Annotated in this window: 20 protein-coding genes; 3 read left to right on the plus strand and 17 right to left on the minus strand. The window is 68.3% G+C overall.

The window, feature by feature from the left end:
• Positions 1 to 2 precede the first annotated feature (2 nt).
• Complete coding sequence (locus ACEN98_RS16185; RefSeq protein ID WP_413385820.1) at positions 3 to 1,376, minus strand: apolipoprotein N-acyltransferase; 1,374 nt, start codon at positions 1,374 to 1,376, stop codon at positions 3 to 5.
• Positions 1,373 to 1,957, minus strand: coding sequence for a TetR/AcrR family transcriptional regulator (locus ACEN98_RS16190; protein WP_413385821.1), 585 nt, complete (start codon positions 1,955 to 1,957; stop codon positions 1,373 to 1,375). Before ACEN98_RS16190 ends, ACEN98_RS16185 begins: the two co-directional genes overlap by 4 nt.
• 182 nt (positions 1,958 to 2,139) lie before the next feature.
• On the opposite strand from ACEN98_RS16190, the gene ACEN98_RS16195 reads away from it, so the two are divergent.
• Together ACEN98_RS16195 and ACEN98_RS16200 are read left to right on the plus strand one after the other, a co-directional pair.
• Positions 2,140 to 3,387 carry a b-glycosidase gene (locus ACEN98_RS16195; RefSeq protein ID WP_413385822.1) on the plus strand — a complete coding sequence of 416 codons (1,248 nt, stop codon included), beginning with the start codon at positions 2,140 to 2,142 and terminating at the stop codon, positions 3,385 to 3,387.
• Positions 3,388 to 3,580: 193 nt separating this feature from the next.
• Positions 3,581 to 4,363 carry an SDR family NAD(P)-dependent oxidoreductase gene (locus tag ACEN98_RS16200; RefSeq protein WP_413385823.1) on the plus strand — a complete coding sequence of 261 codons (783 nt, stop codon included), beginning with the start codon at positions 3,581 to 3,583 and terminating at the stop codon, positions 4,361 to 4,363.
• A gap of 104 nt (positions 4,364 to 4,467) precedes the next feature.
• Here the strand turns inward: ACEN98_RS16200 and ACEN98_RS16205 are convergent, their stop codons facing one another.
• From ACEN98_RS16205 to ACEN98_RS16250, 10 genes are all read right to left on the minus strand, one after another.
• Positions 4,468 to 5,466: an aldo/keto reductase gene (locus ACEN98_RS16205; RefSeq protein ID WP_413385824.1), complete on the minus strand. Its 999-nt coding sequence runs from the start codon at positions 5,464 to 5,466 to the stop codon at positions 4,468 to 4,470.
• Positions 5,463 to 6,638: a galactokinase gene (gene galK, locus ACEN98_RS16210; protein WP_413385825.1), complete on the minus strand. Its 1,176-nt coding sequence runs from the start codon at positions 6,636 to 6,638 to the stop codon at positions 5,463 to 5,465. Before galK ends, ACEN98_RS16205 begins: the two co-directional genes overlap by 4 nt.
• Before the next feature lies 1 nt (position 6,639).
• Positions 6,640 to 7,698, minus strand: coding sequence for a UDP-glucose--hexose-1-phosphate uridylyltransferase (locus ACEN98_RS16215; protein ID WP_413385826.1), 1,059 nt, complete (start codon positions 7,696 to 7,698; stop codon positions 6,640 to 6,642).
• A gap of 238 nt (positions 7,699 to 7,936) precedes the next feature.
• Positions 7,937 to 8,947, minus strand: a complete 1,011-nt coding sequence (locus ACEN98_RS16220; RefSeq protein ID WP_413386003.1) for a transporter — start codon at positions 8,945 to 8,947, stop codon at positions 7,937 to 7,939.
• Positions 8,948 to 9,108: 161 nt separating this feature from the next.
• Entirely contained in the window at positions 9,109 to 10,959 is a 1,851-nt protein-coding gene (locus ACEN98_RS16225; protein ID WP_413385827.1) for a glycoside hydrolase family 28 protein, read from the minus strand.
• 10 nt (positions 10,960 to 10,969) lie between these two features.
• Positions 10,970 to 13,570 carry a pectinesterase family protein gene (locus ACEN98_RS16230; RefSeq protein WP_413385828.1) on the minus strand — a complete coding sequence of 867 codons (2,601 nt, stop codon included), beginning with the start codon at positions 13,568 to 13,570 and terminating at the stop codon, positions 10,970 to 10,972.
• Positions 13,567 to 14,352, minus strand: coding sequence for a rhamnogalacturonan acetylesterase (locus tag ACEN98_RS16235; protein WP_413385829.1), 786 nt, complete (start codon positions 14,350 to 14,352; stop codon positions 13,567 to 13,569). The genes ACEN98_RS16230 and ACEN98_RS16235 overlap by 4 nt, the downstream gene beginning before the upstream one ends.
• Positions 14,353 to 14,357: 5 nt before the next feature.
• Positions 14,358 to 17,072, minus strand: a complete 2,715-nt coding sequence (locus ACEN98_RS16240) for a TonB-dependent receptor plug domain-containing protein (RefSeq protein WP_413385830.1) — start codon at positions 17,070 to 17,072, stop codon at positions 14,358 to 14,360.
• 238 nt (positions 17,073 to 17,310) lie between these two features.
• Entirely contained in the window at positions 17,311 to 18,528 is a 1,218-nt protein-coding gene (locus ACEN98_RS16245; RefSeq protein WP_413385831.1) for a DUF4861 family protein, read from the minus strand.
• A 25-nt stretch (positions 18,529 to 18,553) separates the two neighbouring features.
• Positions 18,554 to 19,957 carry a glycoside hydrolase family 88/105 protein gene (locus tag ACEN98_RS16250; protein ID WP_413385832.1) on the minus strand — a complete coding sequence of 468 codons (1,404 nt, stop codon included), beginning with the start codon at positions 19,955 to 19,957 and terminating at the stop codon, positions 18,554 to 18,556.
• A 177-nt stretch (positions 19,958 to 20,134) separates the two neighbouring features.
• Between ACEN98_RS16250 and ACEN98_RS16255 the strand changes: the two genes are divergently transcribed.
• Positions 20,135 to 21,130, plus strand: a complete 996-nt coding sequence (locus ACEN98_RS16255; protein WP_413385833.1) for an alpha/beta hydrolase fold domain-containing protein — start codon at positions 20,135 to 20,137, stop codon at positions 21,128 to 21,130.
• On the opposite strand, the gene ACEN98_RS16260 is transcribed toward ACEN98_RS16255, so the two are convergent.
• Genes ACEN98_RS16260 through ACEN98_RS16280 form a run of 5 tightly spaced genes read right to left on the minus strand, consistent with a single transcriptional unit; the run spans position 21,084 to position 25,823 of the window.
• Complete coding sequence (locus ACEN98_RS16260; RefSeq protein ID WP_413385834.1) at positions 21,084 to 22,292, minus strand: M24 family metallopeptidase; 1,209 nt, start codon at positions 22,290 to 22,292, stop codon at positions 21,084 to 21,086. The genes ACEN98_RS16255 and ACEN98_RS16260 overlap by 47 nt on opposite strands.
• A gap of 13 nt (positions 22,293 to 22,305) precedes the next feature.
• Positions 22,306 to 23,553, minus strand: a complete 1,248-nt coding sequence (locus ACEN98_RS16265) for an FAD-dependent oxidoreductase (RefSeq protein ID WP_413385835.1) — start codon at positions 23,551 to 23,553, stop codon at positions 22,306 to 22,308.
• A complete protein-coding gene (locus ACEN98_RS16270) occupies positions 23,550 to 23,813 on the minus strand; it encodes a 2Fe-2S iron-sulfur cluster-binding protein (protein ID WP_413385836.1) in 264 nt (87 codons plus the stop codon). The genes ACEN98_RS16265 and ACEN98_RS16270 overlap by 4 nt, the downstream gene beginning before the upstream one ends.
• A complete protein-coding gene (locus tag ACEN98_RS16275) occupies positions 23,800 to 24,930 on the minus strand; it encodes an NAD(P)/FAD-dependent oxidoreductase (protein ID WP_413385837.1) in 1,131 nt (376 codons plus the stop codon). Before ACEN98_RS16275 ends, ACEN98_RS16270 begins: the two co-directional genes overlap by 14 nt.
• Positions 24,927 to 25,823, minus strand: a complete 897-nt coding sequence (locus tag ACEN98_RS16280; protein WP_413385838.1) for a dihydrodipicolinate synthase family protein — start codon at positions 25,821 to 25,823, stop codon at positions 24,927 to 24,929. The genes ACEN98_RS16275 and ACEN98_RS16280 overlap by 4 nt, the downstream gene beginning before the upstream one ends.
• Positions 25,824 to 25,887: the final 64 nt, after the last annotated feature.

Here is a 25,887-nt window from a genome sequence, read left to right on the forward strand (position 1 = left end):
CGTCAGGCCGGCTTCCGCAGTGCGCCAGCACGAGCCGGTGTTCGTGGTCGTGCGCCGGCAACGATGACAAGCATTCCCGTGCCGGCGGCCAGTGCGACGCACAACCAGGCAAACCAGTCGCCCAGCCGTGTGTACGGCGTCGGTCCGGTTCCGAGCGGGACGTCCGCCGAGGCGACCGCTTTGCCGGGAGCGCCAACCTCTGCCACGGCGCGGACGCGGCCCCGATCATCGGACACCGTCGCGAGGCCGTGCGACGCGACGCGCAGCATGGCGAAGCCATTCTCGACGCCGCGCATGATCGCCTGCCGCGCGTGGATCCAGCCGTCGAGTGAAAAGTCGTTGGCCGGGACGATCATCAGGCGGATGCCGTCCCGGGCGTCGGCGCGGATCGTGCGCGGGAAATCCAGGTCTTTGCAAATCGCGGTCGCCAGGCCATTGCCGAGGATGCCGGGACCTTGGCCCGGCGTGAATACGGCTTCGCCCGGGAGGAGCAGATGCCGTTTTTCATAGACAATCGACGGCTTGCCGGGTACGAATGTGACAGCCATGTTGCGTTGTGGGTTTTGGTTGTGGGTGCCGGCTACGACGACTGTCGCGGTGTCGCGCGCCGCCAGCCGGACCGGTTCCAGCGCTTCGCTTTCGATGCCGGTTTCGGGCGTCACGATGACCTTGGCGCCGCGTGCGGCCAGTTCCCGGATCGCCGTCGCATACCGCGGGGCGATGTCCTCGTCGTTCGCACCGGCCGCCGGGACGATCCCCACGGCGGCAACGCGCACCGGCGTCGTCTGCGATGACGCGAGGCGCACATAACCGCTGGCGACGACCGCGATCGCCAGGGCCGTCCCGATCGTACCCGCGATACGTTCGCCCCGCAGTGCCAGGGCGATGGCATTCGCAAACAGGTACAGGACGAATGTGACTCCGTAGACGCCGGCAACCGACGCGACCTGGATCGCCGCAGGCCAGTGGACTTGCGTATATCCGATTGCACCCCAGGCGCCATGGGGCGAGATCGCGCCTGCGAGGAATTCGCAACTGGTCCAGAGCGCCGGAAAGGCGAATCCGATGGCCGCACCCGGCAATACATGCCGCGCCCGTCGCGCCAGGAGGATGGATGCACCCAGCAGCAGACCATTCCCGATCGCCATCACAACACCGTCGACGAGCACATAGGTGCCGTAAACCTGGAAGATGTAGACGGTTCCCATGGTGGATGCGAACAGTGACGCGGCCATCACCTGCCAGCGTGGCGCTTCGCGATACGCCAGCCACAGGAGCGGCGTCGGCGCGATCCAGGCCAGCATCCAGGTGTCGGCAATGCCGTAGGTGAAGTAATACAGGGCGCCGCTGAGCAGGGCGCAGGCGAAAGCAGTCATTCGTGGGTCTCCGGAGAATAGGAAAGGATGCAGTGATCAACGGCGCGCGCATAAGCCGCGCGGAATTCGTCTTCCGACACGAAGCGTCCCGCGCGGTACATGTCCACGAGACCCTGGCAAAGCGCGGACAGGGCAAGCACGATGTCCTCGGCCGAGGGCGCGTGCCGCCCGCGCGCGCGCATCCGTTCTGCCTGCTGGCGCGCCAGGTGTACCACCGGCGACCGGCCCTCGGCGAAGTCGTTCGGATATTGCCTGGCCCCGCTGGCGCGGAGCAGGAACGCGGCTTCGTAGCGGCGGGGTTCCGTCACTGCGAATTCGAGAAAGGCGGTGCTCAGCTGGCGTAGCCACGCCGCGGGATCCGGCTCGGCGATATGGGCGACACGCGCCTCCCATGCGACAAAGCCGTCGAGCATGAGTGCGTTCAGCAACGCGTCCTTGTCGGCAAAATGCTTGTAGATCGCCATCGGGGTGATGCCGACGGCGGCGGCGATACGGCGCATCGACAGACCGGCTTCGCCTTCTTCGTCGAAGAGCGCGCGGGCGGCCTGGAACAACCGGGTTTTCGTGGATTCGGAAGTCATGGTATACAGCGTATACCTCGATGCCAGCCCAGTCAATACGGGTGGTTAAAACAATTTATCCGCGCTCAAGAACGATGCTGTTTGCCCACAGGGACGACAAGTCGTCCCTCGGCAAGCGTGCACGGCCGGTTTGCGAGACCGGGATATACTCGCCTCCGCCCGAGAAACGAAAGGAGAGCGGCGTGGCACAGCGTCCCGGCATCTTTCCCACCTTCTTCCTGTCCGGTTTCGAATGCTCCACCTTCCTGTGGGGAAAGGAGCGCGTGCGCCGCAACCTGGTGGCGGAAACAGGCCATGACCGCCATGCGGCCGAAGACTACGAACGGCTGGCGCACCTCGGCATCGCCGTGGCGCGCGAAGGCATCCCGTGGCCGCTGGTCGACCAGGGCGGCCGCTACGATTTTTCGGGTCTCGACCCGTACATCGCCGCGATGAATGCATCCAAGGTCATCCCGATCTGGGACCTGTGCCACTACGGCTTCCCGGACGATCTCGATCCGTTCTCCGATGCCTTCGTCGACCGGTTCGCGGCGTATTGCCGGGCTGCGGCCGCATACGTCGTGCCGAAGGTGCGCGGCCCGCACTTCTTCACGCCCATCAACGAGATCACCTTCTTTTCGTTTTGCGCCGGCGAATGGGGCTGGGCCGCGCCGTACCGTTGTTCGCGCGATGACCGCATGCAGTTGCGGCTGGCGCTGTGCCGCGCCGCGATCGCGGGCGTGAAGGCGATCCGGGAGGTCGATCCGGACGCGCGCATGGTGCACGTGGATCCGCTGGTGCGCGTCGTCGCCCCGCGCGACCGTCCCGACCAGATCGAGGCTGCACGCCATGAGACGGAAGTCGACACCTTCCTCGCGTGGGATATTCTGTACGGCCGCGAGCATCCCGAGTTCGGCGGCGCGCCCGAGGTGCTGGACATCGTCGGCGCGAACTCGTATTCGTTCGGGCAGATGGAGTACCGCGAGCACGGCCCGCACGCGCTGCTGGCCCCGGACGACGACCGCATCGCGCCCCTGTGCGACATGCTGGAAACAGTGTGGCAACGCTACCGGCGGCCGATGATCATCGGCGAGACGAGCGGCCTTGGTCGCGGACGCGCGAGCTGGCTGCACGACGTGATGTGCGAATCGCTGGCGGCCGTGCGGCGCGGGATGGACCTGCAGGGCATCTGCCTGTTCCCGGGCATCGACATGCCCGACTGGCATACCGGCGAGTGGGTGCACAACGGAATCCACGACCTCGTCCCGAAAGACGGCGACCTGGAACGGGTGCCCGACCAGGCCTACGTCGACGAGTTGCGGCGTTGGCAGAAGGAGCTGAACCGGGTCACCGCGCTGGACGAAGACCCGTTCAGCGACCCGGTGGAACTGCAGGACGTGATCGACGCGGCGCACCGCCTCGACATGAAGCCCGATAAGAATTGGTGCTGAGGATCGGGCGCCGAGGCGGCCGCCGCGACACCTGTCGGCCGCGATACGGATGGTGCTGCGACACCTGTCGCACGCGCGGCCGGCCATTCTCCGTTTTTCCCCTGATATCCCGTCCGTGCCGCCACTGGCACGCTAGTTGCGTTCAGCCCGGCGGCAACATCGTTCGGGACCAACCAACAATGAGGAGACGGATATGTCGAATTTACTACCGCTGGCCGGCCGCTCTGCCATCGTGACGGGCGGTGCGCGCGGTATCGGCAAGGGCATCGTGCTGGAACTCGCGCGCGCCGGGGCCGACGTGCTGATTGCCGACCTGCTGGAGGATGCCATGCAGGCGACGGCGGACGAAGTCAGGGCGCTGGGCCGGCGCGCGCTCACCCGGCGCGTGGACGTCACCGACGCCACGCAGGTGCAGGCCATGGTCGACGAGGCCGTCGCGGCGTTCGGCGCGCTGGGCATCCTCGTCAACTGCGCGGGCGTCATCAACATCCGCCCGGTGGCGGACCTGACGGAGAAGGACTGGGACTTCGTCATGGACGTCAACGCCAAGGGTACGTTCCTGGGATGCCGTGCCGCGCTGGCGCCGATGCGCGGGCAGGGGTGGGGCCGCATCATCAACGTCGCGTCGATCGCGGGCAAGGAAGGCTTTCCCAATCTCACGCACTACAGCGCGTCGAAGTTCGCGGTTGTCGGGTTCACGAATGCGCTGGCCAAGGAAGTGGCGCAGGAGGGCATCACGGTGAACGCCATCTGTCCCGGCGTCGTGCGCACCTATATGTGGGACCGTCTCGCCGACGAATGGAAGCAGGAGGGGGAGTCGGTCGAGGATTCCTGGGCGCGCCACCAGCTCACGCTCATCCCGCAGGGCCGCGCCCAGACACCCGAGGACATGGGCCGCATGGCGCTCTTTCTCGCCACGATGGACAACGTGACCGGCCAGTCCGTCAACGTCGACGGCGGCTTCACCTTCCACTAGCCGCCTCGTATCGCTTTCAGGAAGCCGGGACGGTACGGCGGTGCCGTCCTGTCGTTACCGCCGGCACGCCGTCGTCCCTGTGGCGGCGTGCCGTTTTTTTTCGGCTACTGCGAGGCCAGGATCGCCTCGACCGCCGCGATCTCGTCGCCCGCCAGCGGTGCCATCTCCACCGCGCGCACGGCATCCAGCACCTGCTGCGGCCTGCTCGCGCCGATCAGCACCGAGGCAATCGAAGGCTGGCGCCGCACCCACCCGAGCGCGAGCTGCGCGAGCGTGCGCCCGCCCGCCTGCGCGACCTGGTTCAGCGCCTCGATGATGCGCAGGCGCTCCGGCGTGATGTGCTCCGGCTTCAGGAAGCCGACCTTGCCGGCCGCGCGCGAATCGGCCGGCAGCGTGCCGCCAAGGTAGCGATCCGTCAGCAGGCCCTGGGCCAGCGGCGAGAACGCGATGCCGCCAATGCCTTCGCGCTCCAGCACGGGAAGCAGGTCCGCCTCCGGCTGGCGCACCAGCATGTTGTAGCGCATCTGGTGGATCACGAACGGCGTGCCCAGGCGGCGCAGTTCCGCCGCCGCGGCGGCCGTGCGCTCGCCGTTGTAGTTCGAGATGCCCGCATACAGCGCGCGGCCGCTGCGCACGATGTAGTCGAGCGCCGCCATCGTCTCTTCCAGCGGCGTGTCGGGATCGGGACGGTGGTGATAGAAGATGTCGACGTAGTCCAGGCCCATGCGCTTGAGGCTCTGGTCCAGGCTCGCGACGAGGTATTTGCGGCTGCCCCAGTCGCCGTACGGTCCGGGCCACATCGTGTAGCCGGCCTTCGTGCACACGACCATTTCGTCGCGGTACGGCTTCAGGTCCCGCGCGAGCAGGCGGCCGAAGTTTTCCTCGGCCGACCCGGGCGGCGGGCCATAGTTGTTGGCGAGGTCGAAGCACGTGACGCCGTTGTCGAACGCCGCGCGCACGATCCAGCGCTGGCGATCGAAATCGTCATTGCCGCCGAAGTTGTGCCACAACCCCAGCGACACGGCGGACAGCCGCAGGCCGCTGCGGCCGCAATGCGGGTAGGGCATCGAACCATAGCGTCCGGCCGCCGCCTCGTACATCATGGATTGACTTTGCCCGCGCCGGCGGCCGGCTTGCAGACGTAGATCGTGGCCGGCTTGCCGTCCGGCGAGCGGTAGTCGCGCTCGACGGCGGCACGGGCCGCGTCGACCAGCGCGTGCGGCACGACGGCCACCACGCAGCCGCCGAAGCCGCCGCCCGTCATGCGCACGCCGCCCTGGGTGCCGATGACGTTCTTGACGATGTCGACGAGGTTGTCGATGGCGGGCACGGTGATCTCGAAATCGTCGCGCATCGACGCGTGCGATGCCGCCATCAGTTCGCCCAGGCGTACCAGGTCGCCGGCCTGCAGCGCGTCGGCGGCGGCCAGCACGCGGTCGTCTTCCGTCACCACGTGGCGCGCGCGGCGCAGCACGACGGGGTCCAGTTCGCCCGCGCGGGCTTCCAGCGTGGCGAGGTCGAGGTCGCGCAGGGCCGGGATCCCGAAGTGGCGGGCGGCCGCTTCGCACTGCTCGCGGCGCACGTTGTAGGCGCTGTCCACGAGGCCGCGCGTCACGTTCGAATTGAAGATCATGATGGCGGCGTTGTCCGGCACCGGCACGGGCTTCACCTCCAGCGAGCGGCAGTCGATCATCAGCGCGTGGCCTTCGACGCCGCACGCGGAACTGATCTGGTCCATGTTGCCGCACTTGGTGCCGACGAAGTCGTTTTCCGACGCCTGCGCGATCAGCGCGATGTCGATCGGCGACAGCGCCTCGAAGCCGGGCAAGCTCGCGAACAGGCGGCCCACGGCAACCGACAGCGAGGCCGACGACGACAGGCCGGCGCCCTGCGGCACGTCGCCCGCGATCGCCATGTCCATGCCCTGCACGGGCAGGCCGCGCTTCACGAACTGTTCGACGACGCCGCGCACGTAGTTGGCCCACATCGGCTGGTCCACGCGGCCGATCGGGGCGTCGAGGTCGTATTCGTCGAGCGCGTCGCCGTAGTCGGCCGCCACGACGCGCACCTTGCGGTCGCCGCGCGGCTTGGCGGCGATGGCGGTGCGGTAGTCGATGGCGCACGGGAGCACGAGGCCGTCGTTGTAGTCGGTGTGCTCGCCGATCAGGTTGACGCGGCCCGGGGCCTGGACGAACAGCGTGGGGGCGGTGCCGAATGCGGTTTCGAAGGCGGCGGCGGTGCGGCTATTGCGTGAAATGAGGCGGTTATCTTGCATGTCAGGTCGTTTGGTTGGATTCGGTGTCGAGGTAGTGCACTTCGGATTGCGCGCGCAGGCGTTCGGCCGCCTGTTCGGGGGTCAGGTCGCGCTGGGCTTCGGCCAGCATCTCGAAGCCGACCATGAACTTGCGCACCGACGCGGAGCGGAGCAGCGGCGGGTAGAAGTGGGCGTGCAGCTGCCAGCCTTCCGCCTCTTCGTCTGGAATACCGTACGGGGCGCCGTGCCAGCCCATCGAGTACGGGAACGAGGTCTGGAACAGGTTGTCGTAGCGCGTGGTCAGGCGCTTCAGCAGCACGGCCAGGTCGGCGCGCTGGGCCGGCTGCAGCTCTTCCAGGCGGCGCACGGCGAAGCGGGGCAGGACCAGCGTCTCGAACGGCCACGCGGCCCAGTATGGGACGACGGCGACCCAGTGCTCGGTCTGGACCACCACGCGTTCCTGTGCGGCGATCTCGCGCTCGGCCACGTCCAGCAGCAGGCGGCGGCCCTGTTCGGCGTGGTAAGCCTTCTGCTGGCGGTCTTCGGCGGCCGGCAGGTTCGGGACATAGCTGGTCGCCCAGATCTGGCCGTGCGGGTGCGGGTTCGAGCAGCCCATCACGGCGCCCTTGTTCTCGAACACCTGGACCCAGCGGTATTTGGCGCCCAGCTCGGCGGCCTGTTCGCACCACGTGTCGATGACGCCTTCCAGCGCCGGCAGCGACAGCTGCGGCAGCGACTTCGCATGGTCGGGCGAGAAGCAGATCACGCGGCTCCTGCCGCGCGCGCTCATCGTCTGGAACAGCGGGTCCGTACCCTCCGCGGCTTCCGGGGTGTCCGGCATCAGCGCGGCGAAGTCGTTCTCGAACACATAGGTGCCCGTGTAGTCGGGGTTCTTTTCGCCGTTGACGCGGGTATTGCCCGGGCACAGGTAGCAGGTCGGGTCGTGCGACGGCTTGGCCGAGCGGTCGACGGCTTCCTGTTGCCCCTGCCACGGACGCTTGGCGCGGTGCGGGGACACGAGGACCCAGTCGCCTTGCAGCGGGTTGTAACGGCGGTGCGGATGGTCGGATGGATTGAACATGGTCTTCTTCTGCGATTCGGAAATAGGATGCTCGAAAAGCCACGGCCGGGCGGCGCGGCGCGCGTACCGGTGGAAGCAGAGGCTGGCGCCGGTGTCTGGGGCCATTCTACCGCCGGTCGCGCCGCGTACGGCTGCACAGGCGTGCGGGCTTTTCCTGAGGCAAGAAGCTTAACGTGATGCCGGGAAAGGAGTTATACCCAATGCAAGGGTAAATATCCTGTTTTTATATGGCAAAGGCTCAATGCGGCCGTTGCAATCGAAGCAACAGCCAGGCGATGGCGCCCGTGACGAGGGCGGTAAAGCCCAGCACGAGCCAGAACCCGTGCGGATGCTGGGACAGCGGCACGCCGCCCACGTTCATGCCCAGCAGGCCTGCGATCAGGTTGATCGGGAGGGCCATCACCGTCACGATGGTCAGCAGGAACAGGCTGCGGTTATTGTCCTCGTTGACCCGGGCCGCGATCTCTTCCTGCAGCAGTTTGATTCGTTCGTGCAGTGCGGCCAGGTCGGACAGCACGACCGTGAATTCCTCGGTCGACTGGCGCAGCTCCTGGCGGTCTTCCGGCGCCACCCAGGCCGGAGGGCGTTGCAGCAGGCGGAAGAGGGCGGCCGGTTCGGGCGCCAGCAGCCGCTGCAGCCGGACGAGCACCCGCCGCAGCGCGCCCAGGTCTTCGCGCCGGCGCGTGAGGCGGCCGGCCAGCAGCTGGTCCTCGGCGGTGTCGACCCGCGCGACGGCATCGCGCACGATGTTGACGAGGACGTCGGCCTGGTCGCGCAGCAAATGCACCAGCAGCTCGACGCTCGACCGCAGCGGCGCGCCGTTCAGCACATCCTGGCGCAGGCGCTCGATGGATTCCAGCGGCTTGCGCCGGGCCGTGATCACGCCGTGCGGCGTCACGTGGACCCACAGCGTGGAAATCTCGGCCGCGTCGACCGAAAAATTATGCAGGACGTCGTTGACGACGGCGATCAGGGCGCCGTCCGCCATTTCGATGCGGGTGGAGCGCGAGCCCTGGTGCAGCGTCTCGTAGAATTCCTCGGGCAGGCCGGCGTGGGCGCGCAGCCAGCGCTCGCTGGCCGCATTCGACAGGTTGAAGTGCAGCCAGACGAACTGCCCGGGGACGGGGGCGTGCAACCAGGTCGCGGCGTCCTTCGCGTCGACGGACACCGCTTGCGCGGCGTCCTGCAACAGGAAGCCCCAGACCAGCCCCGTCACGTCGGAGCCGTAGTTGAACGCCGGTGTCGCCATCATCCATCCCATGCAAGCCAGAGGTGACGGCATTGTAGAGCATCTCGCTCCGTCGTTCCCGCGAAGGCGGGAACCCAAGTCGTACGCACGCCGCTTACGTTCAACGCGGGTGGTGCGCATGAAAAATTGGGCTCCCGCCTGCGCGGGAGCGACGATGGATATTACGCGGACAAGGTCGTGTCGTACCGCTTCCCGCCGATCATGACGTTCGCCAGCTTCAGCCCCCGCACGTTATATGTGTACCACGGATGCGCCGCGTTGACGGGCGTGCCGAAGTCGCAGTCCGTGATCGTCACGTCGCGCACCGGCAGCACGGCCGGCGCCGGCGCCGGCCCGTTGTAGTCGGACGCCACCGGACCGAGGATGACGAACGCCTGGAAGCACGACGCGAGCGACCCGTCCTTCGTCTTCACGTTGCCCACCTTGACCTTCGAGATGTGCACGTTGCGCACCTCGGGCGGGCGCACGCGCACGTTGTCCGCGCGCGGCGTGTAGTCGCAGTCGAACGTGACGACGGCCCCGGCGGCCGTGGCCACCGTCCTCGAGGCGATCGGGGAGCCGGGCAGCGACGCATAGAACGACGGCGACGTCTGCACGCCGTTCGGGATGCTCACGTTGCGGACATAAAAATTGCGCAGGAAGCCGCCGCGGTTCATGTTGGTCTTCAGGCGGATCGCCGTGTTCAGCGGGTTCGTCGCCCAGTTCATGTTCTCGAACACGAGGTCCTGCGCGTACACGTTCTGGATGCCGCCCGCCATCTCGCTGCCCAGCGTGACGGCGCCGTGGCCGCTCTGCATCGTGCATTTCTGGATGACGATGTTCTGCGACGGGCCGTACTGCGTGTCGAGGTTCTTGCCCGCCTTGATGGCGATGCAGTCGTCGCCCGTGTTGAACTGGCAGCCTTCCACGAGCACCGTGTCGCACGCTTCCGGATCGAAGCCGTCGCTGTTCGGCCCCAGGCTGTTCGCATGCACCTTGCGGATCGTGAGGTTGCGGCACGCGACCGGGTGGTGCTGCCAGAACGGCGTGTGGATGACCTGGTAGCCTTCCAGCAGCACGTTCGTGCACCCGATCAGCTGGATCATCGGCGGACGCAGGTAGTGGCCCACGCCGAACACGCGCTTCGCCAAGGGCACGCCCGCTTCCGACAACGCGGGCAGGTACGCGTCGTCCGCGCGCCACTTGTCGCCTTCGCCCTGGATCAGCCGGCGCCTTTCCTCCGACAGCCCAGGGGCCACGTCGGCCAGCGACTTCGGATTCAGTTCGTTGACCTGGTTCTGCGCCAGTTTGCCGGGCACGTAGTTCGGCGACTTGTCCTGGGCGACGGAGTTGATCGTCGCGTTCTTGCCCTTCCACGTCCACCAGCAGTCGGCGCGGCCGGGGAACGGCACGCCGCCCTGGCCGTCGAGGATGGCCGTCCAGTCGTCGCCGGTGAGGGCGATGTTGTCCTGGTTGCGCGCATAGACCATGGGCGAATAGTTCAGGCAGTCGTTGCTCTGCCAGCGCGAGACGACCAGCTTGCCGTTCGGGCCGCAGTCGACGTCGCCGTATTTCGCGTAGTCGGCCGGATCGTTGCTGAAATAGACGTGCGCGCCGCTCGCGAGGTGCACGTTCACGTTCGACAGCAGCACGATCGGGCCCGCGCAGAACCAGTCGCCCTTCGGGATCACGACGCGGCCGCCGCCCTCGGCGTGGCATTTCTCGATGGCCGCCCTGAACGCGGCGTAGCAGTCGTGCGCGCCCGGCGCGGGCGTTGGCAGGTCGGCCTGGTCCTCGAACGACACCCACGCCTTCACGGGCACGAGCTTGCACGGCGCGGCGCCGAAATCGGTGACGAGATACTCCGCCTTGCGGAACTTGACGGGGTTGGCGAGGCGCTGCGCGATGCCGGCCGCTGCCTTCCACGGATCGGGAACGGCCGCCGCCAGCGCCCGCCCGGGCCCCGACAGTGCGAGTCCGGCGACGGTCGCGGTTTTCAAAAAGCCGCGGCGGGCGTCGAATGATTGCTTCATGGTGTCTCCGTCATTCAAGGATGTTGTCATATTCGCCGAGGTAGACGTCGGCGGGGACGGGCCGTTGGCCTGGCGGTGCGAACGGCGTGCCGGCCAGGTTGTCCCAGTAATCGTCCGAGCTGAATTGCGCGGGGCGGTGCGCCAGCGTGCCGTTGCGGTTCCATTCCGACCACGGCGTCGTCTTCTCGAAATGCGGGCCGATGCGCGAGCGCAGGATCACGGCCTTGCCGACCGTCTCCAGCGTGCGCCGGCGGATCGTGCCGTTCGGCGCCTTGTACACGTCCACGTCGCCCAGCCGGCACGTATAGCCCTCGACGGGGATGAAGCCGTACGGCGTGCAGCGCTCGTTATGGAACCATTGGCGGGCAAAGTAGAACTGCGTGTTCGCCGCGCCCGGCGCATCGCTCGTGAAGCGGCAGCCGTCGAACACGAAACCGTACTTCGCGCGGCGGTTCGTGTCCGGCGCGGCCACGTACGACGCGGCGCGGCCGCCGATGGCGTGGATGTCGCAGTCCTTGAAGACCGCGATGGTGTCGCCGAAGATGAAGTCGACGTCGCCTTCGATGTGCGTGTCGTGGAAAAAGCTGCGCACCGTTGCCGTGCCGTCCTGCGAGCTGAGGAACAGCGTGTCCTGCAGGCCGAGCAGGCGCACGCGCTCGAACTGCGCCTTGTCGGCGCCGTCGACGCGCAGCGCGACGGCCTGGTGGTGCACGCGGCTGCCGCCCGTCGTGTCGGGGCAGTTGTCGCCTTTGCACTCCGCATGCGCGACCGCACCGTCGCGGTTGTACGCGTTCTCGATCGTCAGGTTGCGGGCCTGGAAGCCGTTCGCGCGCACCCACACGGTCGCCGAGCCCGTCGTCTGCAGGGCGGGCAAATCCTTCAGCGCGTCGACCATCGCCCGCACGCCTGGCGCCGCGTGCTCGAATTCGGCGGCGTAGCGGCTGCGGTAGGCAGCGCCCGTCGTCGAGGCGTCCAGCGCGGCGCTGATGCGCACGGCCTGCGGGTCGGCGCCGGCGCCATCCAGGGTAATCGGCGGGGCGCCCGGCGGCACGTAGACGAGTTCCTGGTACGTGCCGGGGGCGATGCGGATGACGATGCGGCGCGTACCGCCCGCCGCCACGGCGCGGTCGACGGCCGCTTGCACGGTGGCGAAACGGGTCGCTCCGTCCGCCGGTGCGCGCGCATCGACCGTGTAGTCGGCATGCAGTGGCGCGCCGGTCGCGAGCGGATCGGCCAGCGGATCCCACGGCTCGATGCGTTCGTCGCCGACGGGGCCCACGTACTTCAGCACCTCGCGGTAGTCGTAGGCGCGCGCCTGCTCGGCCGTCAGCTGCGGGCGCCCGGAACGGACCGCCGGCTCGGGAAACGGCAGGAACCGCCCGGCGCAATCGGCGGCGGCGCCGAACGCGCCCTGCACGCGCGCATGTTCCCGTTTGATGTCCGACCCGGCGGCGATCGCCACGTCCTTCAAGTCCAGCACGAGCGGATGCGCGTCGTCATATCCCTGCAGCAGGATGCGCCCCGGGGTCGTGCTGCGCACCCGCTCCATGCGGATGGCGGCGTAGTCGGGGATGAGCGCACCCGGTTGCGCCGGCTGTTCGTAATGCGTCGTGATCTCGATGGGAGAGCGGATGCCGCGCAGGCACACGTCGCGGTAGACGATGCCGTGGACTCTACCGCCGCGCATGTCGTTGCTCTTGATACGCAGGCCGGACGTGGTTCCGTCCATCGCCAGGTCGTCGACGAGGACGCGGCGCACGCCGCCGTTCGTCTCGCTGCCGATGGACATGCCGTGGCCGCTGTAGAAGCGGTTGTGCAGGATCGAGACGTTCTCGGTCGGCCCGTTGCCGCCGGCCTTGATCGCCACGTTGTCGTCGCCGGTGCGGATGATGCTGTGCGCGATGGTCACGTTGCGCGACGAGATCGGGTCGATGCCGTCCGTGTTGCGCGCGTCGTGGGGCGTGTCGATGACGACGCCCCACGCGGTGAAGCCGTCCACGTTGTTCAGCGTGACGTGGAAGTTTGGGGAATTTTTCAGCGTGATGCGATACAGGGTGACGTCGCGCGCCTTGTCGGCCTGGATCAGGCGCGGCACGTTCTGGCGGGTCTTCTCCTTTTGCGCGCGGCGGGCGATCTGCCACCAGGTCTCGTCCTTGCCCGCGATGCGCTGTCCGCCCTGGCCGTCGATGGTGCCGGTGCCCATGATGCCGGCGCCGCGCACGCCGTCGAGCAGGATGAACGGCCGGCAGCCGCGGCCCGATGCATCGTTCGTGCCGCACGTGCCGGCGCCGCGGTCGAACAGGCGCGGGTCCGTGCTGGCGTACAGCGTGGCGCCTTTGTCGACGAGCAGTGTGACGCCGTCGCGCAGTTGCAGTGGCCCGGCCACGAAGCTGCGCTTGTCGTTACTGGCCGCGAGCACCACGGCGTGGCCGGGCGCGCACTTGTCGATGGCCGCCTGGATGCGCGCGGCATCGTCGCGGCCCGCGTTCGTGGTCGCGCCGATCAGGACCGCGCAGGCCGGCGGGACGACCGGCTCGCGCACGTCGCGCGTGTCCTGTGCGTGCGCCTGCGCGCCGGCGAGCGCGCAGGCGAGCAGGGCGAAGCGCCTCAACGCTTGCCCCCGTCCCTGAAGTAGGCCGCCGTCTCCGGCCGCGCCGCCACCAGCTCGCGCTCGACCATCCGCGCAAAGAAGTCCGCGCCCTTGGTGCCGAGGTGCGTGCGGTCGAACGCCGTCTTCGCGGCGCCGGCCGGTTCGACCTTGTTCGGATCCGCAGGCATCCCGTAGCCCGGCGGACGCGGAACGACCGCCAGCGTATCCGCTTCATCCTGGCCCATGGCCTGGACGGCGGCCACGCTATCCCGGTTCAGGTCCAGCAGCACGGCGTGTTCCTGCGCGGCCGCGCGCCGAGTCGCCTCGGCCCACGGCGCCAGGTCATTGCCGAGATACGCGCCCTTGAACGTGCGCCGGGTCAGCGGCGTGACGAGCACCGGCACGCCGCCCAGGTCCCGCGTCTCCCGCGCATAGCGCGCCATGTTGACGGGGAACTGGGTGACGAGGTCGGTCGAGCGCCCCGGCTTGCCCGGCTGGTCGTTGTGGCCGAACTGCACGAGCACGTAGGTGGCCTTGAACGACGCGCCGTCCTTCAGCATGCGCTGGACTTCGTCCCAGCGGCCCTCGGCGCGGAAGCTGCTGGTACTGCGGCCGCCCCGCGCGAGGTTCACGCAAGTGACGTCCGGCGTGAAGCGCGCGCAGAAGGCGTCGCCGTAGCCGCTCTTCGTGGCCATCGTGGAGTCGCCGACGAGGATCACGCGGATAGGCGCGTCGGCGGCGCTGGCCTGGCCGGCCAGGATGAGGCCGGCCAGGACGATACGTTTCAGTAGTGTCGCTTGCATTGCGATTACTCGAAATCGTAGCTGACGCGCAGGTTCCACGAGCGACCGATCGGATTCGCGACGCTGCTCAGGTAACCGCTGCTGTAGATCGTGTTGTTGGTGATGGGCGGGGCCTTGTCGAACAGGTTGGTGACGCCGGCCGTGATGCGCACCTGCTTCTGCACGCGGATCGAGCCGGTCAGGTTCCACGTCGAGAACGACGGGATATCGCGGTAGTACGCCGACGTGACGGCGGTGTTGGCGTCGCGGTAATGGCTGTTGAAGTTGTTCGTCAGCTGCGCCGAGTAATCGCCGCTCTGCCACGACAGGCGCAGGTTGTGCTTCCAGCGGAACGTGATGATCGGGTAGCTCGACGTGGTGCCGTTGCTGGCCCAGCCGAACTGGCCGACGTTGGACATCCACGGGCCGTTCGGCACGAGCTGGTTGTCGAAGCGGGTCAGGTAGGTGCCGTCGATGGCGGCGCCGAACGTTCCGAAGCGGTTGCGCGCGATCTCCCAGTGGGCCGACACGTCGACGCCGCCCGCGATCTGGCCACCCAGGTTCATCGTCGTGTTGTTGATGTAGGCGAGCGAGCCGTCCGCATTACGCACGAACAGGTTCTTGTAGTCGGCGTAGTTCGTGAAGTAGACGTTCTCCGGCAGGTTGGCCAGCATGTCCTTCATGTTAACCTGCCAGTAGTCGAGCGACGCGGTGAACGAGTGGGACGGTTCGAACACGACGCCCAGCGTGCCTCCCTTGGAGCGCTCCGGCTTCAGCTGCGAGTTCGAACCGGTCAGCTTGTTCAACTTGGCGTTGCAGACATCGGCGGCATCCACGCCGGGCACCGCCGTGCCGGTACCCGGCATGGTGATGGACGGGCCCGGGCACAGGACCGGATCGTCCCAGCGTCCCGCCGTCGTCGTGTTGGCGACGGTGGTGCGGTAGCCGTAGCGGTCGAACAGTGTCGGCGCGCGGAAGCCCGTGTTGGCCGAGCCCCGGAACATGATGGTCTTGGTCGGCTGCCAGCGGAAGCTGATCTTGGGCGTGAAGGTCGAGCCGACGTCGCTGTATTTGTCGACCCGCACGGCGCCGTTCAGCGTCAGGGTCTTGGTGACGGGGGCGTCCACCTCGCTGTACACGCCGATGATGTTGCGTGCGCTTTCTCCGTGCGCCGGGACGACCTTCGCATAGGTGATGTCGGCGGCCGGTGCCAGCTTGGTGTCCTCGTTGGTATCGCGGTGGATGTCGGCGCCGATCGCGATCGCGAGGTCGCCGCCGGCGAGGGCCATCAGCGATTTGCTGATGTTGCCGTCGATGCCATAGTAAGAGCTCTTCGAGCTGCGGTTCTGCATGCCGTCCGCGGCGATCGAGTCGAGATAGTCGAGGCCCGCCTGATCCTGCAGGCCGAACGGGTTCAGCGTTCCGTTCGCCAGGCCGTTGATCAGGCCGATGCCCGAGAAGTAGCCCGACTGGAAATAGCCTTTGCGCTGGGACAGCCCGTAGCTCATGCCGGCCCGGTAGTCCCAGGTGCCGACATGGCCGTCGGCGGAAACCAGCAGCCGCTGGTTGATCTGGTTGTCCCGGGTCACGGCCGGCCCGCGGTCGGCCACCGCCCAGGACACGGTCAGCGGCTGGTTGGTGATGCCGGCGACGGCCGGCACTCCGCCGCTGCCGCCCGGATACCATTTGCTGCTCGATGGCAGGATCGCCTTTGCGCTCCCGACGGCGACCGCCTGCGTCGGGTTCTTGTAGCCGAAGATCGATTCGTCGCCGCGGGTGTATTCGACGGTAACGGTGTTGTCGGCGTCGATCCGCTTGGTCGCTCGCGCGTACATCGTCAGCTGTTTGTTCGGGTGCAGGGCCGAGCCATAGGTGTCGTCGTCCAGTACACACGTGCTCTTCGCGCCCTGGACCGAATAGGGGCTCAGGCAGCCGCTCGCGTAATACGGGTTGGCGGCGTTCTTGTTGGCCGAACTCGTGAAGTTGGCGGGTGTCGCGTACCCGCCGGAGGCGGCGCTGCGCGGCAGGCCGATCGCCGCCATCGCCGCGTCGTCCGGAATGAAGCCGGTGCGGTCCGACAGCTTCAGGCGGCTGCGCTGGTGGAAGTCGACGGTGCCGTAGATGTTCCAGCCGTCGCGCGCGAGGTTGCCCTTGCCGAACGTGGCCTGGATGCGCTGCTCGTCGCCGCCGCCGCGGCGCTGCGGCTGCACGAGCTGCACGGTGACGTTGCCGCCCTCGACTTCGCGCTTGGTGATGAAGTTGACGACGCCGCCGATCGCGTCCGAACCGTAGATCGACGACGCGCCGTCGCGCAGGATCTCGACGCGTTGCAGCGCGCTGATCGGGATGACGTCGAGGTTGGCGTAGCCGTCGGCGATGGCCTCGTTGGCGAGGCGGCGGCCGTTCAGCAGCACGAGGGTGCGGTTCACGCCCAGGCCGCGCAGGTTGATGTTGGTGCCCGAGCCGGCGTTGGACGGCTGCAGCGACGCCGACTGCGGCAGCGCCATCATCACGTCGGCCAGCGTGGTCATGCCCTGCTTGACCAGTTCCTCGGCCTTGATGGTCGTGACGGGCAGCGCTTCCTCAGTGGCCATGCGCTTGATGCTGGAGCCGGTGACTTCGACGCGCTGGATCGGCGCGTCGCTTTGCTGTGCCTGCGCCTGCTGGGCGAGCGAGAGGACCGCGAGCGCGATCGAGGACATGACGAAATGGCGGGGCGGGGTGCTGCGGGGGTATTTCATGAAGCTGTCTCCTGTTTTTATGTCGATGACGTGTCGGCGTCCGCAGGGGGGAGCGGCGCCGATGGTTGCTTCTTACAAAACCAGCCTGGCGAGGTCGAGCCACATGTGCGTTGCGTGCGGCCCTGTGTTGGAATCAATTCTAGATTGGTCTGACCACAAGATCAATGTGGCCAGACCAGATTATGAGGAGTATGTGCTGGAAAAGCAACACATATGATGACTGATCTCGGTTTCGATCTCAGTTTGCGCCGGCTTTCAGCGCGATGCGGACGGGGTGCGCGGCACGGTTGGCCTCTGCCGCCACGTAGGCCTGCCACGCCGCCTTGGACGTGATGCGGCCGGCGCGGTCCCACGCGGCGCCGACCCAGTAGCGCAGCGGCTTGCCCGATTCCACGCGGGCCAGCACGAGGTCGTTCAGCGCGTCCTGCGCGAAGCCGGTCGACGCGGGCAGCACGACGGCCGTGCCGAACGCGCCGTTCGAGGCCTGCTCGACCCATTGCAGCAGCGCGTGGTTCGCATCGTCTTTCACGAGCGCGATGCGCGGTTCCTGCTTCCGGTCGGACGGCGTCTTGTTGAGACCCACGGCGACCGTCAGCGCGGACGGTCCGCTGAACGTGAACGTGCTGTCGATCTGGTCGAGCTGGTGGCCGGCGTCGACGGTGAAGCGCTTGGTTTCCGTGATCTGGGTGCCGGCCGCATTCCACGCGGCGTACGACAACTCGAACACGGCGCGGATCGGGCCATTGGCCAGCACCTTCCAGCCGGCCCAGTTGCCGCTCGTATAAAGCTGTTTGCCGTCCCACACGCCCGTACCGCCGGCCCCGCGCGAGCGGCCGACGTTGTACATGTCCATGCCTTCGCCTTCGTCCTTGTGGTAGTGGTCGTGGCCCTTGTTGTACCAGCGGTCGACGATGGGATAGTCCACGCGCTTGAACCAGATATCGAGGCCGCTCGTCTCCAGCACTTCCTTGCCGCTGCCCGGCGCGGCCGGTGCGGCGAGGGCGGGGCCGTAGGTGCGGTGGCCGATGACGTCGTTCTCCCACGCGAAATCGTCCAGGCGTTCCGGCACGTAGCGCGCGAACGCCTTCGGTGCGAACGGCGGCGTGAGCGCGTCGTTCTTTTCGACGACGAACGTCGCCGTCTTTTCGCCGGGCTTGAAGTCGTGCTGGAACAGCAGTTCGCCGTACGCCGCGCCGACGCCGTGCGGGTCCTTGGCCAGCGGCGCCACGTTCGTCACCTGGTAGGGCAGCAGGTGGCCGGCCGCGTCCTTCACGGCGAGGTGCTGGATCAGCGCGCCGGGCAGCGCGGCGTTCACGTCCTGCCACGGGATGACGATCGTCTCGGATGGACGCGCGGCGTCGAGGTCGTGGGTCACGGTAACGGTGAGGCGGTCGGCAGCGCCGGCGCTCGCGGACAGCACGAGGCCTGCGGCGCAAAACATTGTTTTCGCTTGCATGTTCCAGGCTTTCATCGAAGAGGTGTCAGGGATGTTCGCGGTAGCTGGTCTGCCCGCCGTCCTTCGGCACGTAGTGATACGTGCGGACGCGGAACTGGATGTCGATTGCCGGGTTGTTCAGCAGCCGGATCATCTCCGCGCCGGCCAGCAGCATCGGACCGTAGCCGTGCATCGCCGCCGTGCTGGTGGGGCGGTTGTAATAATAGACCTGGTCGCTCGCGAACGTCGTGCCCACGCATGTGCCTTCCACGCGGCCCTGGGCATCGATGCGCGCGGACAGCGCGTTCCAGCCGGCCTGCGCGATCGAGCCGTACGTCGTCGGGCTGATCCAGCCTTCGTTGACGGCATGCGCGAGCACGTACACGAACATGGCGCTGGCCGACGTCTCCAGGTACGAGTCGTCGCGGTCGATCATCTGGTGCCACATGCCCGCGCCGGACTGGCGTTCGGCGATGCCGCGCAGCGTTCTTTTCAGCTGCGCCATCACCTTCGGATAGCCCGGGTGGTCCTTCGGCAGCACGTCGAGGACGTCCGACATGGCCAGCACCGCCCAGCCGTTCGCGCGCGCCCAGTAGAAGCGCGGGGCGTCGGGATTGTTGGCGTTCCAGCCGTGCGTGTACAGGTTGCGCTGCGGGTCGAACAGGTAGTCCGTCATCTGCAGGACGTTCTTCACGGCGTCGTCGAAGTACGCGCGGTCGCCCGTCATGCGGCCCAGTTCGGCCAGCGCGGGGATCCCCATGTACATGTCGTCGGCCCACAGCGACGCGGCCTGCGGGCGCTGGCGCGCGAGGGTGCCGTCCGGGAGGCGGAACTGGCGCTTGGCCACCCAGTCGCCGCACACCTTGATCTGCGCGGAGAGGTCGGGGCCGATGCCGGCCTGGCGCGCGCGCATCATCGCGGCGCACATCGAACCGGCGTCGTCGAGCGCGCGCGGATCGAGGAAGTGCGCGAAGCTGTTGGCGCGCTCGAGGTGGAAGCGCTGTTCCTGCGCGCGGAAGTAGGGGAGGCGGTCGGCGAAGAATTGCAGGTGGCGCTGCGTGAGGGCGGCATAGCGCCTGTCGCCCGTCGCGGCCGTGGCCTTCAGCAGGCCGGCATGCACGACGCCCATCTCGTAGGCCTGCAGGCCGAAGTCGGCGTCGCCCTTTTCGACGACGGCGTCCGCGACGGGCGTGCGGAAATCCGTGACCGGCGCGCCGCTGCCCTTGTGCACGATGCGGGTCGGCGTCTGGCTGTCGACATAGCCGCGGATGCGCTGCAGCGACGCCGCGATCTCGGCGACGACCGGCTTCTTGTACGGCACCGGATACGTGCCTTCGGCCGCGTCGTTCGGGTTCTTGTTGTCTGGGTTACGATAAGGCCCCTCGGCATGCGCAGGGGCGGCAAGGCACGCGAAAGCGGCCAGGAAGGCGAGCAATCTGGATGGCGGCACCGTGTAGTCTCCGGTCGTTTTTTATATGGTGGACGTTTTCCGTCCTTTATTTGGCCAGACCATTCTAGGTTGGTCTGGCCACTTTTGCAAGGTGGACTAGCCGGGGTGTGTTGTTGGGTGGCATACTGGACTTCCCACGACGAGGCGGAGGCCAGGATGCGCAGGACGATACGTTGGATGGGTACGGCGTTGCTGCTGGCCGCATGCGCGGCGCGGCCCGTGAACACGCCCTTGCCGGAGAGCTACACGGCCGAGACGACGTACGCGAAGCTGGCGCCTCGATATCCGTTCATCCGCATCGCGAGCCGCGCGGTGCCGCCTTCAGTGCGGGCCGTCACGGACGTCACCTATGTACGCCGCAGACATGGCGACCTGAGGCACGACCTGAAACTGGACCTGTACCTGCCCGCGGCGGCGGGCACGGCGCCGCGCCCGGCCATCGTCTTCGTGCACGGCGGCGGCTGGCGCGCGGGCGTGCGCGCGAACTTCGCGCCGATGGCGATCCGCATGGCGGAGCGGGGCTATGCGGCGGCCACCATCAGCTATCGCCTGGCGCCGGAAGCGCCATACCCGGCCGCGATCCACGACGCAAAGGCAGCCGTGCGCTGGGTGCGCGCGCACGCGGCGGACTACGGCATCGATCCGGGCCGCATCGCCATCGCGGGCGGCTCGGCCGGTGGCCAGATCGCGGCGCTGACGGGCGTGACGAACGGAGAATCCCGCTTCGATCCGGACGGAGGAAAGGTGTCGAGCGACGTGCAGGCGATCGTCAACATCGACGGCCTGTCGGATTTCACATCGGAAGAAGCGCGCAAATACGAAGACGACCCGGCGAAGCAGCCTTCGTCCGCCGGCGCGTGGTTCGGCGGCCGCTACGCGGAGAAGGCGGCGCTGTGGCGCGACGCGTCGCCGCTGTATCACGTGAAGGCGGGCACGCCGCCCATGCTGTTCATCGTCAGCGCGCAGCGGCGTTTCAGCCTCGGGCGGGAAGAGATGGCCGGGAAACTGCGGGTGCTGGGCGTGCCGAACCGGGTCGTGCCCGTGCCCGACACGCCCCACAGCTTTTGGCTGTTCGATCCGTGGCTGGCGCCGACGGTGGAGGCGGCGGATGCGTTCCTGAAGGAGGTCATCCCGCCCCGAACGGATTCTCCAGGCTCGCCGCCGGCTGCGTGAACCACTTCGGTCCGTTCGCCGTCATGTAGAAATGGTCTTCCAGGCGGACGCCGAATTCGCCCGGCACGCAGATCATCGGCTCATTGGAGAAGCACATGCCCGGCTCCAGCGCCCGGGTCTCGCCGCCGACGAGGTAGGGGCCTTCGTGGATGTCGAGACCGATGCCGTGGCCCGTGCGGTGCGGCAGGCCGGGCAGCTTGTAGCCGGGGCCGAAGCCGTTGGCCTCGAGCGCGCGGCGCGCGGCCTTGTCGACCTCTTCGCACGGCATGCCCGGCTGGGCCGCATCGAACGCCGCCCGCTGCGCCGCCTTTTCCGCGTTCCAGACGAAGCGCTGGCGCTCGGACGGTTCGCCGAACACGTACGTGCGCGTGATGTCGGAGATGTAGTTGTGGACCTTGCAGCCCGTGTCGATCAGCACCGTGTCGCCCCGTTGCAGGGTCTGCACGTAGCTGACGCCGTGCGGGTACGCCGTCGCCGCGCCGAACAGCACGATGCAGAAATAGGAGCCGCTCGCGCCGACCTTGCGGTGCGCGAGATGGATGAATTCCTCGACTTCCTGCGTCGTGATCCCTTCGTGCAGGATGGACGCCGCCGCCACGTGCACGGCCATCGTCATGTCCATCGCGCGCTGGATCAGCGCGATCTCCGCGTCCGACTTGCGGCTGCGGCAGTGCGACGTGACCGGGTGCGCGTTCCGCAGGGTGTAGCCATCGGTCGCGGCGCGGATCGCGTCGAACAGGAACAGCGGCGTGCCGTCGTCGATGGCGAGCACGCTGCCGGCCCCGATCCCGCGCTGTTCCAGCACGGCGCGCAGGCGCGCGGCGGGACGCTCGTGCTCGTCCCAGACGGCGATGTCGCCGTCGACGACCATGAAATCGCGGATCGTGCTTTCCTCGAACGCGGGCGCGATGTAGACGGGGCCGCCCTGCGCCGGCAGGATGGCGCCCACCATGCGTTCGCTGGGGCTCCATCTCGTGCCCGTGAAATAGGTCAGGTTGCTGCCGGCGTTGAGGTAGACGGCGTCGACGCCTTGCGCCGCCATGAACGCCTGCGCACGTTCGATGCGCCCCCGGTGCTCGGCCAGCGCGATGGGCACGGCGCCCGCGGTCATGTCGTCCAAGGCGTCGAGCGCCGCCTGCTTGTCGGTGCCACCAATATTCATGTTTTTCATTACCTCATTCAAAGTCCGACAGCGCCCGCGCGGTCGCGGGCATGATGGGTGTCCGGGCATCCTCGTGGGACCACCCGAACAGGAAGGCGCACGCCGCGCCGCAGGTCTTGCCCTGGCATGGCCCCATGCCGACGCGGGTCGCCAGTTTCGCTTCGCGCCAGTCGCGGTGCGGCAGCAGGCGGGCCTGGGTCACGTCCTCGCAGCGGCACACGATCGTCTCCGGGCCGCACATCGCCCGCAGCGACTCGTCCGGCGCGAACGTGCGCGCCAGCAGCGCCGCGAACGCGTGCGATGCGCGCCGCAGCGGCAGGTCGCGCCCGGACGGGGGCAGGCCCAGCGCGGCCAGCGCCGCGATGCGGCCCTCGGCGACGGCCTTGTCGACGCCGCCGATGCCCGTGCATTCGCCCGCGGCCCAGACGTCCGTGCGGCTCGTCCGCTGCGCATCGTCGACGCGGATCGCGCCGTCGACGACGTCGCACCGGAGTGCGCGCGCGAGGTCCGTGTTCGGGACGAGGCCGAAACCCGCCGCGAGGAAATCGCAGGCATACTCGACTTCTTTGCCGCCGGCCCGGACGACCACCGAGCGCACCGTGTCTTCTCCGTGCGCCGCGACGAGCGTGGCGCCCGTCACGTACGGGATGCCCCGCAGTTCGGCGAACAGCGACGCCGCCTGCAGGAACTTTTTCCCGTGCCGCGGCAGCAGTCCGAGCCCGAAGGCCGACAGGCGCGACCACGGCTGGTGTTCGACGATCGCGGCCACGTGCGCACCCGCGCGCAGCGCCGTCGACGCCGCCGCCAGCAGCAGCGGCCCCGTGCCGGCGACCACGACGCGGCGTCCGCACACCGGCATGCCGCCCTTGATCAGCGCCTGCAGCCCGCCCGCGCTCGTGACGCCCGGCAGCGTCCAGCCGGGGAACGGCAGCGACAGTTCGCGGCTGCCCGAACACAGCACGAGGCGCTCGAACGGGACGGCGGCGCCGCGTCCGCCCGTCTCCACGAGCAGCGTGCCGGCGTCCACGCTGCCGATGACCTGGGTTCCCTGCATCACGGTGCAATCCGGGTGGCCGCGCAGGGCAGTCCACGCGCTGCGTGCGCGGGCGTCGGTCCAGCGCGCGGGGCCGCCGCGCCAGATCTGGCCGCCCGGCGCATGATTGTCGTCGATCAGGCAGATCCTTGCGCCGGCGTCCAGGGCGGTCCGTGCCGCGGACAGTCCCGCCGGACCGCTGCCGACGATGTGCAATACGGTCTTCACCAGTCGCCTCCCGTGTCGATGGTCATGCCGTCCGCGCAGATCGTCCTGCACGCCAGCTGGTTGGCGCAGCCGTCGACGGTCACGCGGCATTCCTGGCACTGGCCGATGCCGCAGAACGCGAACCGGGGCTGTCCCGTGACCGAACGCCGCGTGCGCAGCGACCGGGCGGCGACGAGCGCCGCGACGACGGTAACGCCGCACGGGACGGCGACCGCGACGCCGTCGACCAGGACTCGGCTCAGGGAATCAGGCGGGGACATGGGCGAACCTCGACGGTGAATAAGGAGCGGCTGCGATGGAGGCGGGCCGGCTCAGCATCAGGTCCGCCAGTAGTTGCGCGGTGCCGAACGCGGTCGTCACACCGAGACCTTCGTGGCCTGCGGCGAGCCACACGCGCGGCAAGACCGGATGGCGTCCGATGACGGGCCGCCCGTCGTACGTCGCGGGCCGCATGCCGGTCCAGCTGCGGATGATCTTCATGTCCGCGAGACAGGGCAGCAGCGCGATGGCCGAACGCAGCACGTGCGCCAGCACGCGCGGATCGACGTCCGCATGCGCGATCCCGTCCTGGCGGCAGGATCCGATCAGCCATTGGCCCGTGATGCGCGGCTGGACATTCGCCGCGACGGCGAGGGCGTCGCTGCCGGCTTCCGTTTGGCCCTCAGTTTGCCCATAATCCATGCTCACGACCTGGTGCGACAGGCGCCTGGGGTAACGCGCCGTGATGGCGAGATGGCCCTTGCGCGGGAAGATCGGAATGTCCGGCAGCAGCCGCGTGACGGCGGTCCCCGTCGCGACGACGACGTCGCCCGCGGCGATGCGTTCGCCGTCGGCCAGCGTGACGCTGTCGTCGTCGACGCGTGCGACGGCCGTGCCGAAGCGCGTCCGCCCGCCCAGCGCGACGAGCGTCCCGGCCAGGTTGCGCGCGACGGCCGGCGGGTACACGACGCCGTCGCGCGCGACGCGCACGCCGCCCGCAAGGCCCGCGCGCAACGCGGGTTCCGCGCGCGCGAGCTGGACGCCGGACAGTTCGGCCGCATCCCAGCCGCGCCGCGCCAGGCGCCCGGCGCGGACGCGCGCCTGGGCCAGCTGCGCATCGTCCTCGGCGACCCACAAGGTGCCGCAGCGGACGTGTTCCGCGAGGCCGGCGCTGGTGGACAGGTATTCGTCCCAGCGCGCCAGCGACAGCAGGCACAGGTCGAGTTCATCGTCCGTCTCGTCGAGCGCGACGAGGTGGCCCATGCCGGCCGCCGTCACGCCGTTGCCTGGGTGGTTCGCATCGACGAGCAGCACGTCGCGCCCGAGCGCCTGCAGCTCCGCCGCGCAGGCCGCGCCGACGATGCCGGCGCCGACGACGATCACGTCCGGATGCTTCACGCCAGCGCGGGCAGGGCGGGGCGGTTGGCGATGGCGGCGCGGATCGTCTGCTCCACCTTCGCGCGGCGCTCGCCGGCCAGCGGCAGGCGCGGCGCGCGCACGCGCTCGTTCGAACCGATCGCGATCGCTTCCGCGAGCTTGATGTTCTGGACGAGGTAAGTCGACACGTCCAGGTCCAGCAGGGGGCGGAACCAGCGGTAGATGCGCAGCGCCTCGTCGTAGCGCTTGGCCTGGACCACGCGCCAGATCGCCACGGTCTCTGCCGGGAACGCGAGGCCCACGCCGGCGACCCAGCCCTGGGCGCCCACCGTCAGCGCTTCGAACGCGAGGTTGTCGACACCGGTCAGCAGGTCGAAGCGGTCGCCGAAACGGTTGATGATGTCGGTGCTGCGGCGGATGTCGTCCGACGATTCCTTGACGGCGACGAAGCGGGGATCGTCCGCCAGTTCTTCCATGATCTCGACGGTCACGTCGACGCGGTAGGCGAGGCGGTTCGAATAGATCATGATCGGCAGGTCGCCCGCCTGCGCGATGGCGCGCAAGGTCGCCACCGTCTCGCGTGGGTCCGTGTGGTAGATCGTGCTAGGGACGACCATCAGGCCGTCCGCGCCCGCCCTGGCCGCCTTCTGCGCCAGCGCGCACGCATCCCGCGTGGACGCTTCCGCGACCGTCAGCAGCGCGGGCTTCGTGCCGGCCGCTTCCTTGCAGAGTTTCAGGACGTCGATGCGTTCGTCGTGCGACAGCATCGGCCCCTCGCCCAGCGAACCGCAGGCGATGAGGCCATCCACGCCGGCGTCCATCTGGATGCGGAAGCAACGCAGCATTTCGTCATGGTCGAGCGAACCGTCCTCGTCGAACTTGGTGGTGACGGCGGGAAGAACACCTTTCCACATGGGGTTAGTCTCCTTTGCTTGAAAGGTCTCATGCTAGGCCTGTTTGGCGGCGGGGTCTTGCGTG

Origin of the sequence: Massilia sp. CT11-137 (genome assembly GCF_047302885.1) — a bacterium.
GTDB lineage: Bacteria > Pseudomonadota > Gammaproteobacteria > Burkholderiales > Burkholderiaceae_D > Telluria > Telluria orientalis.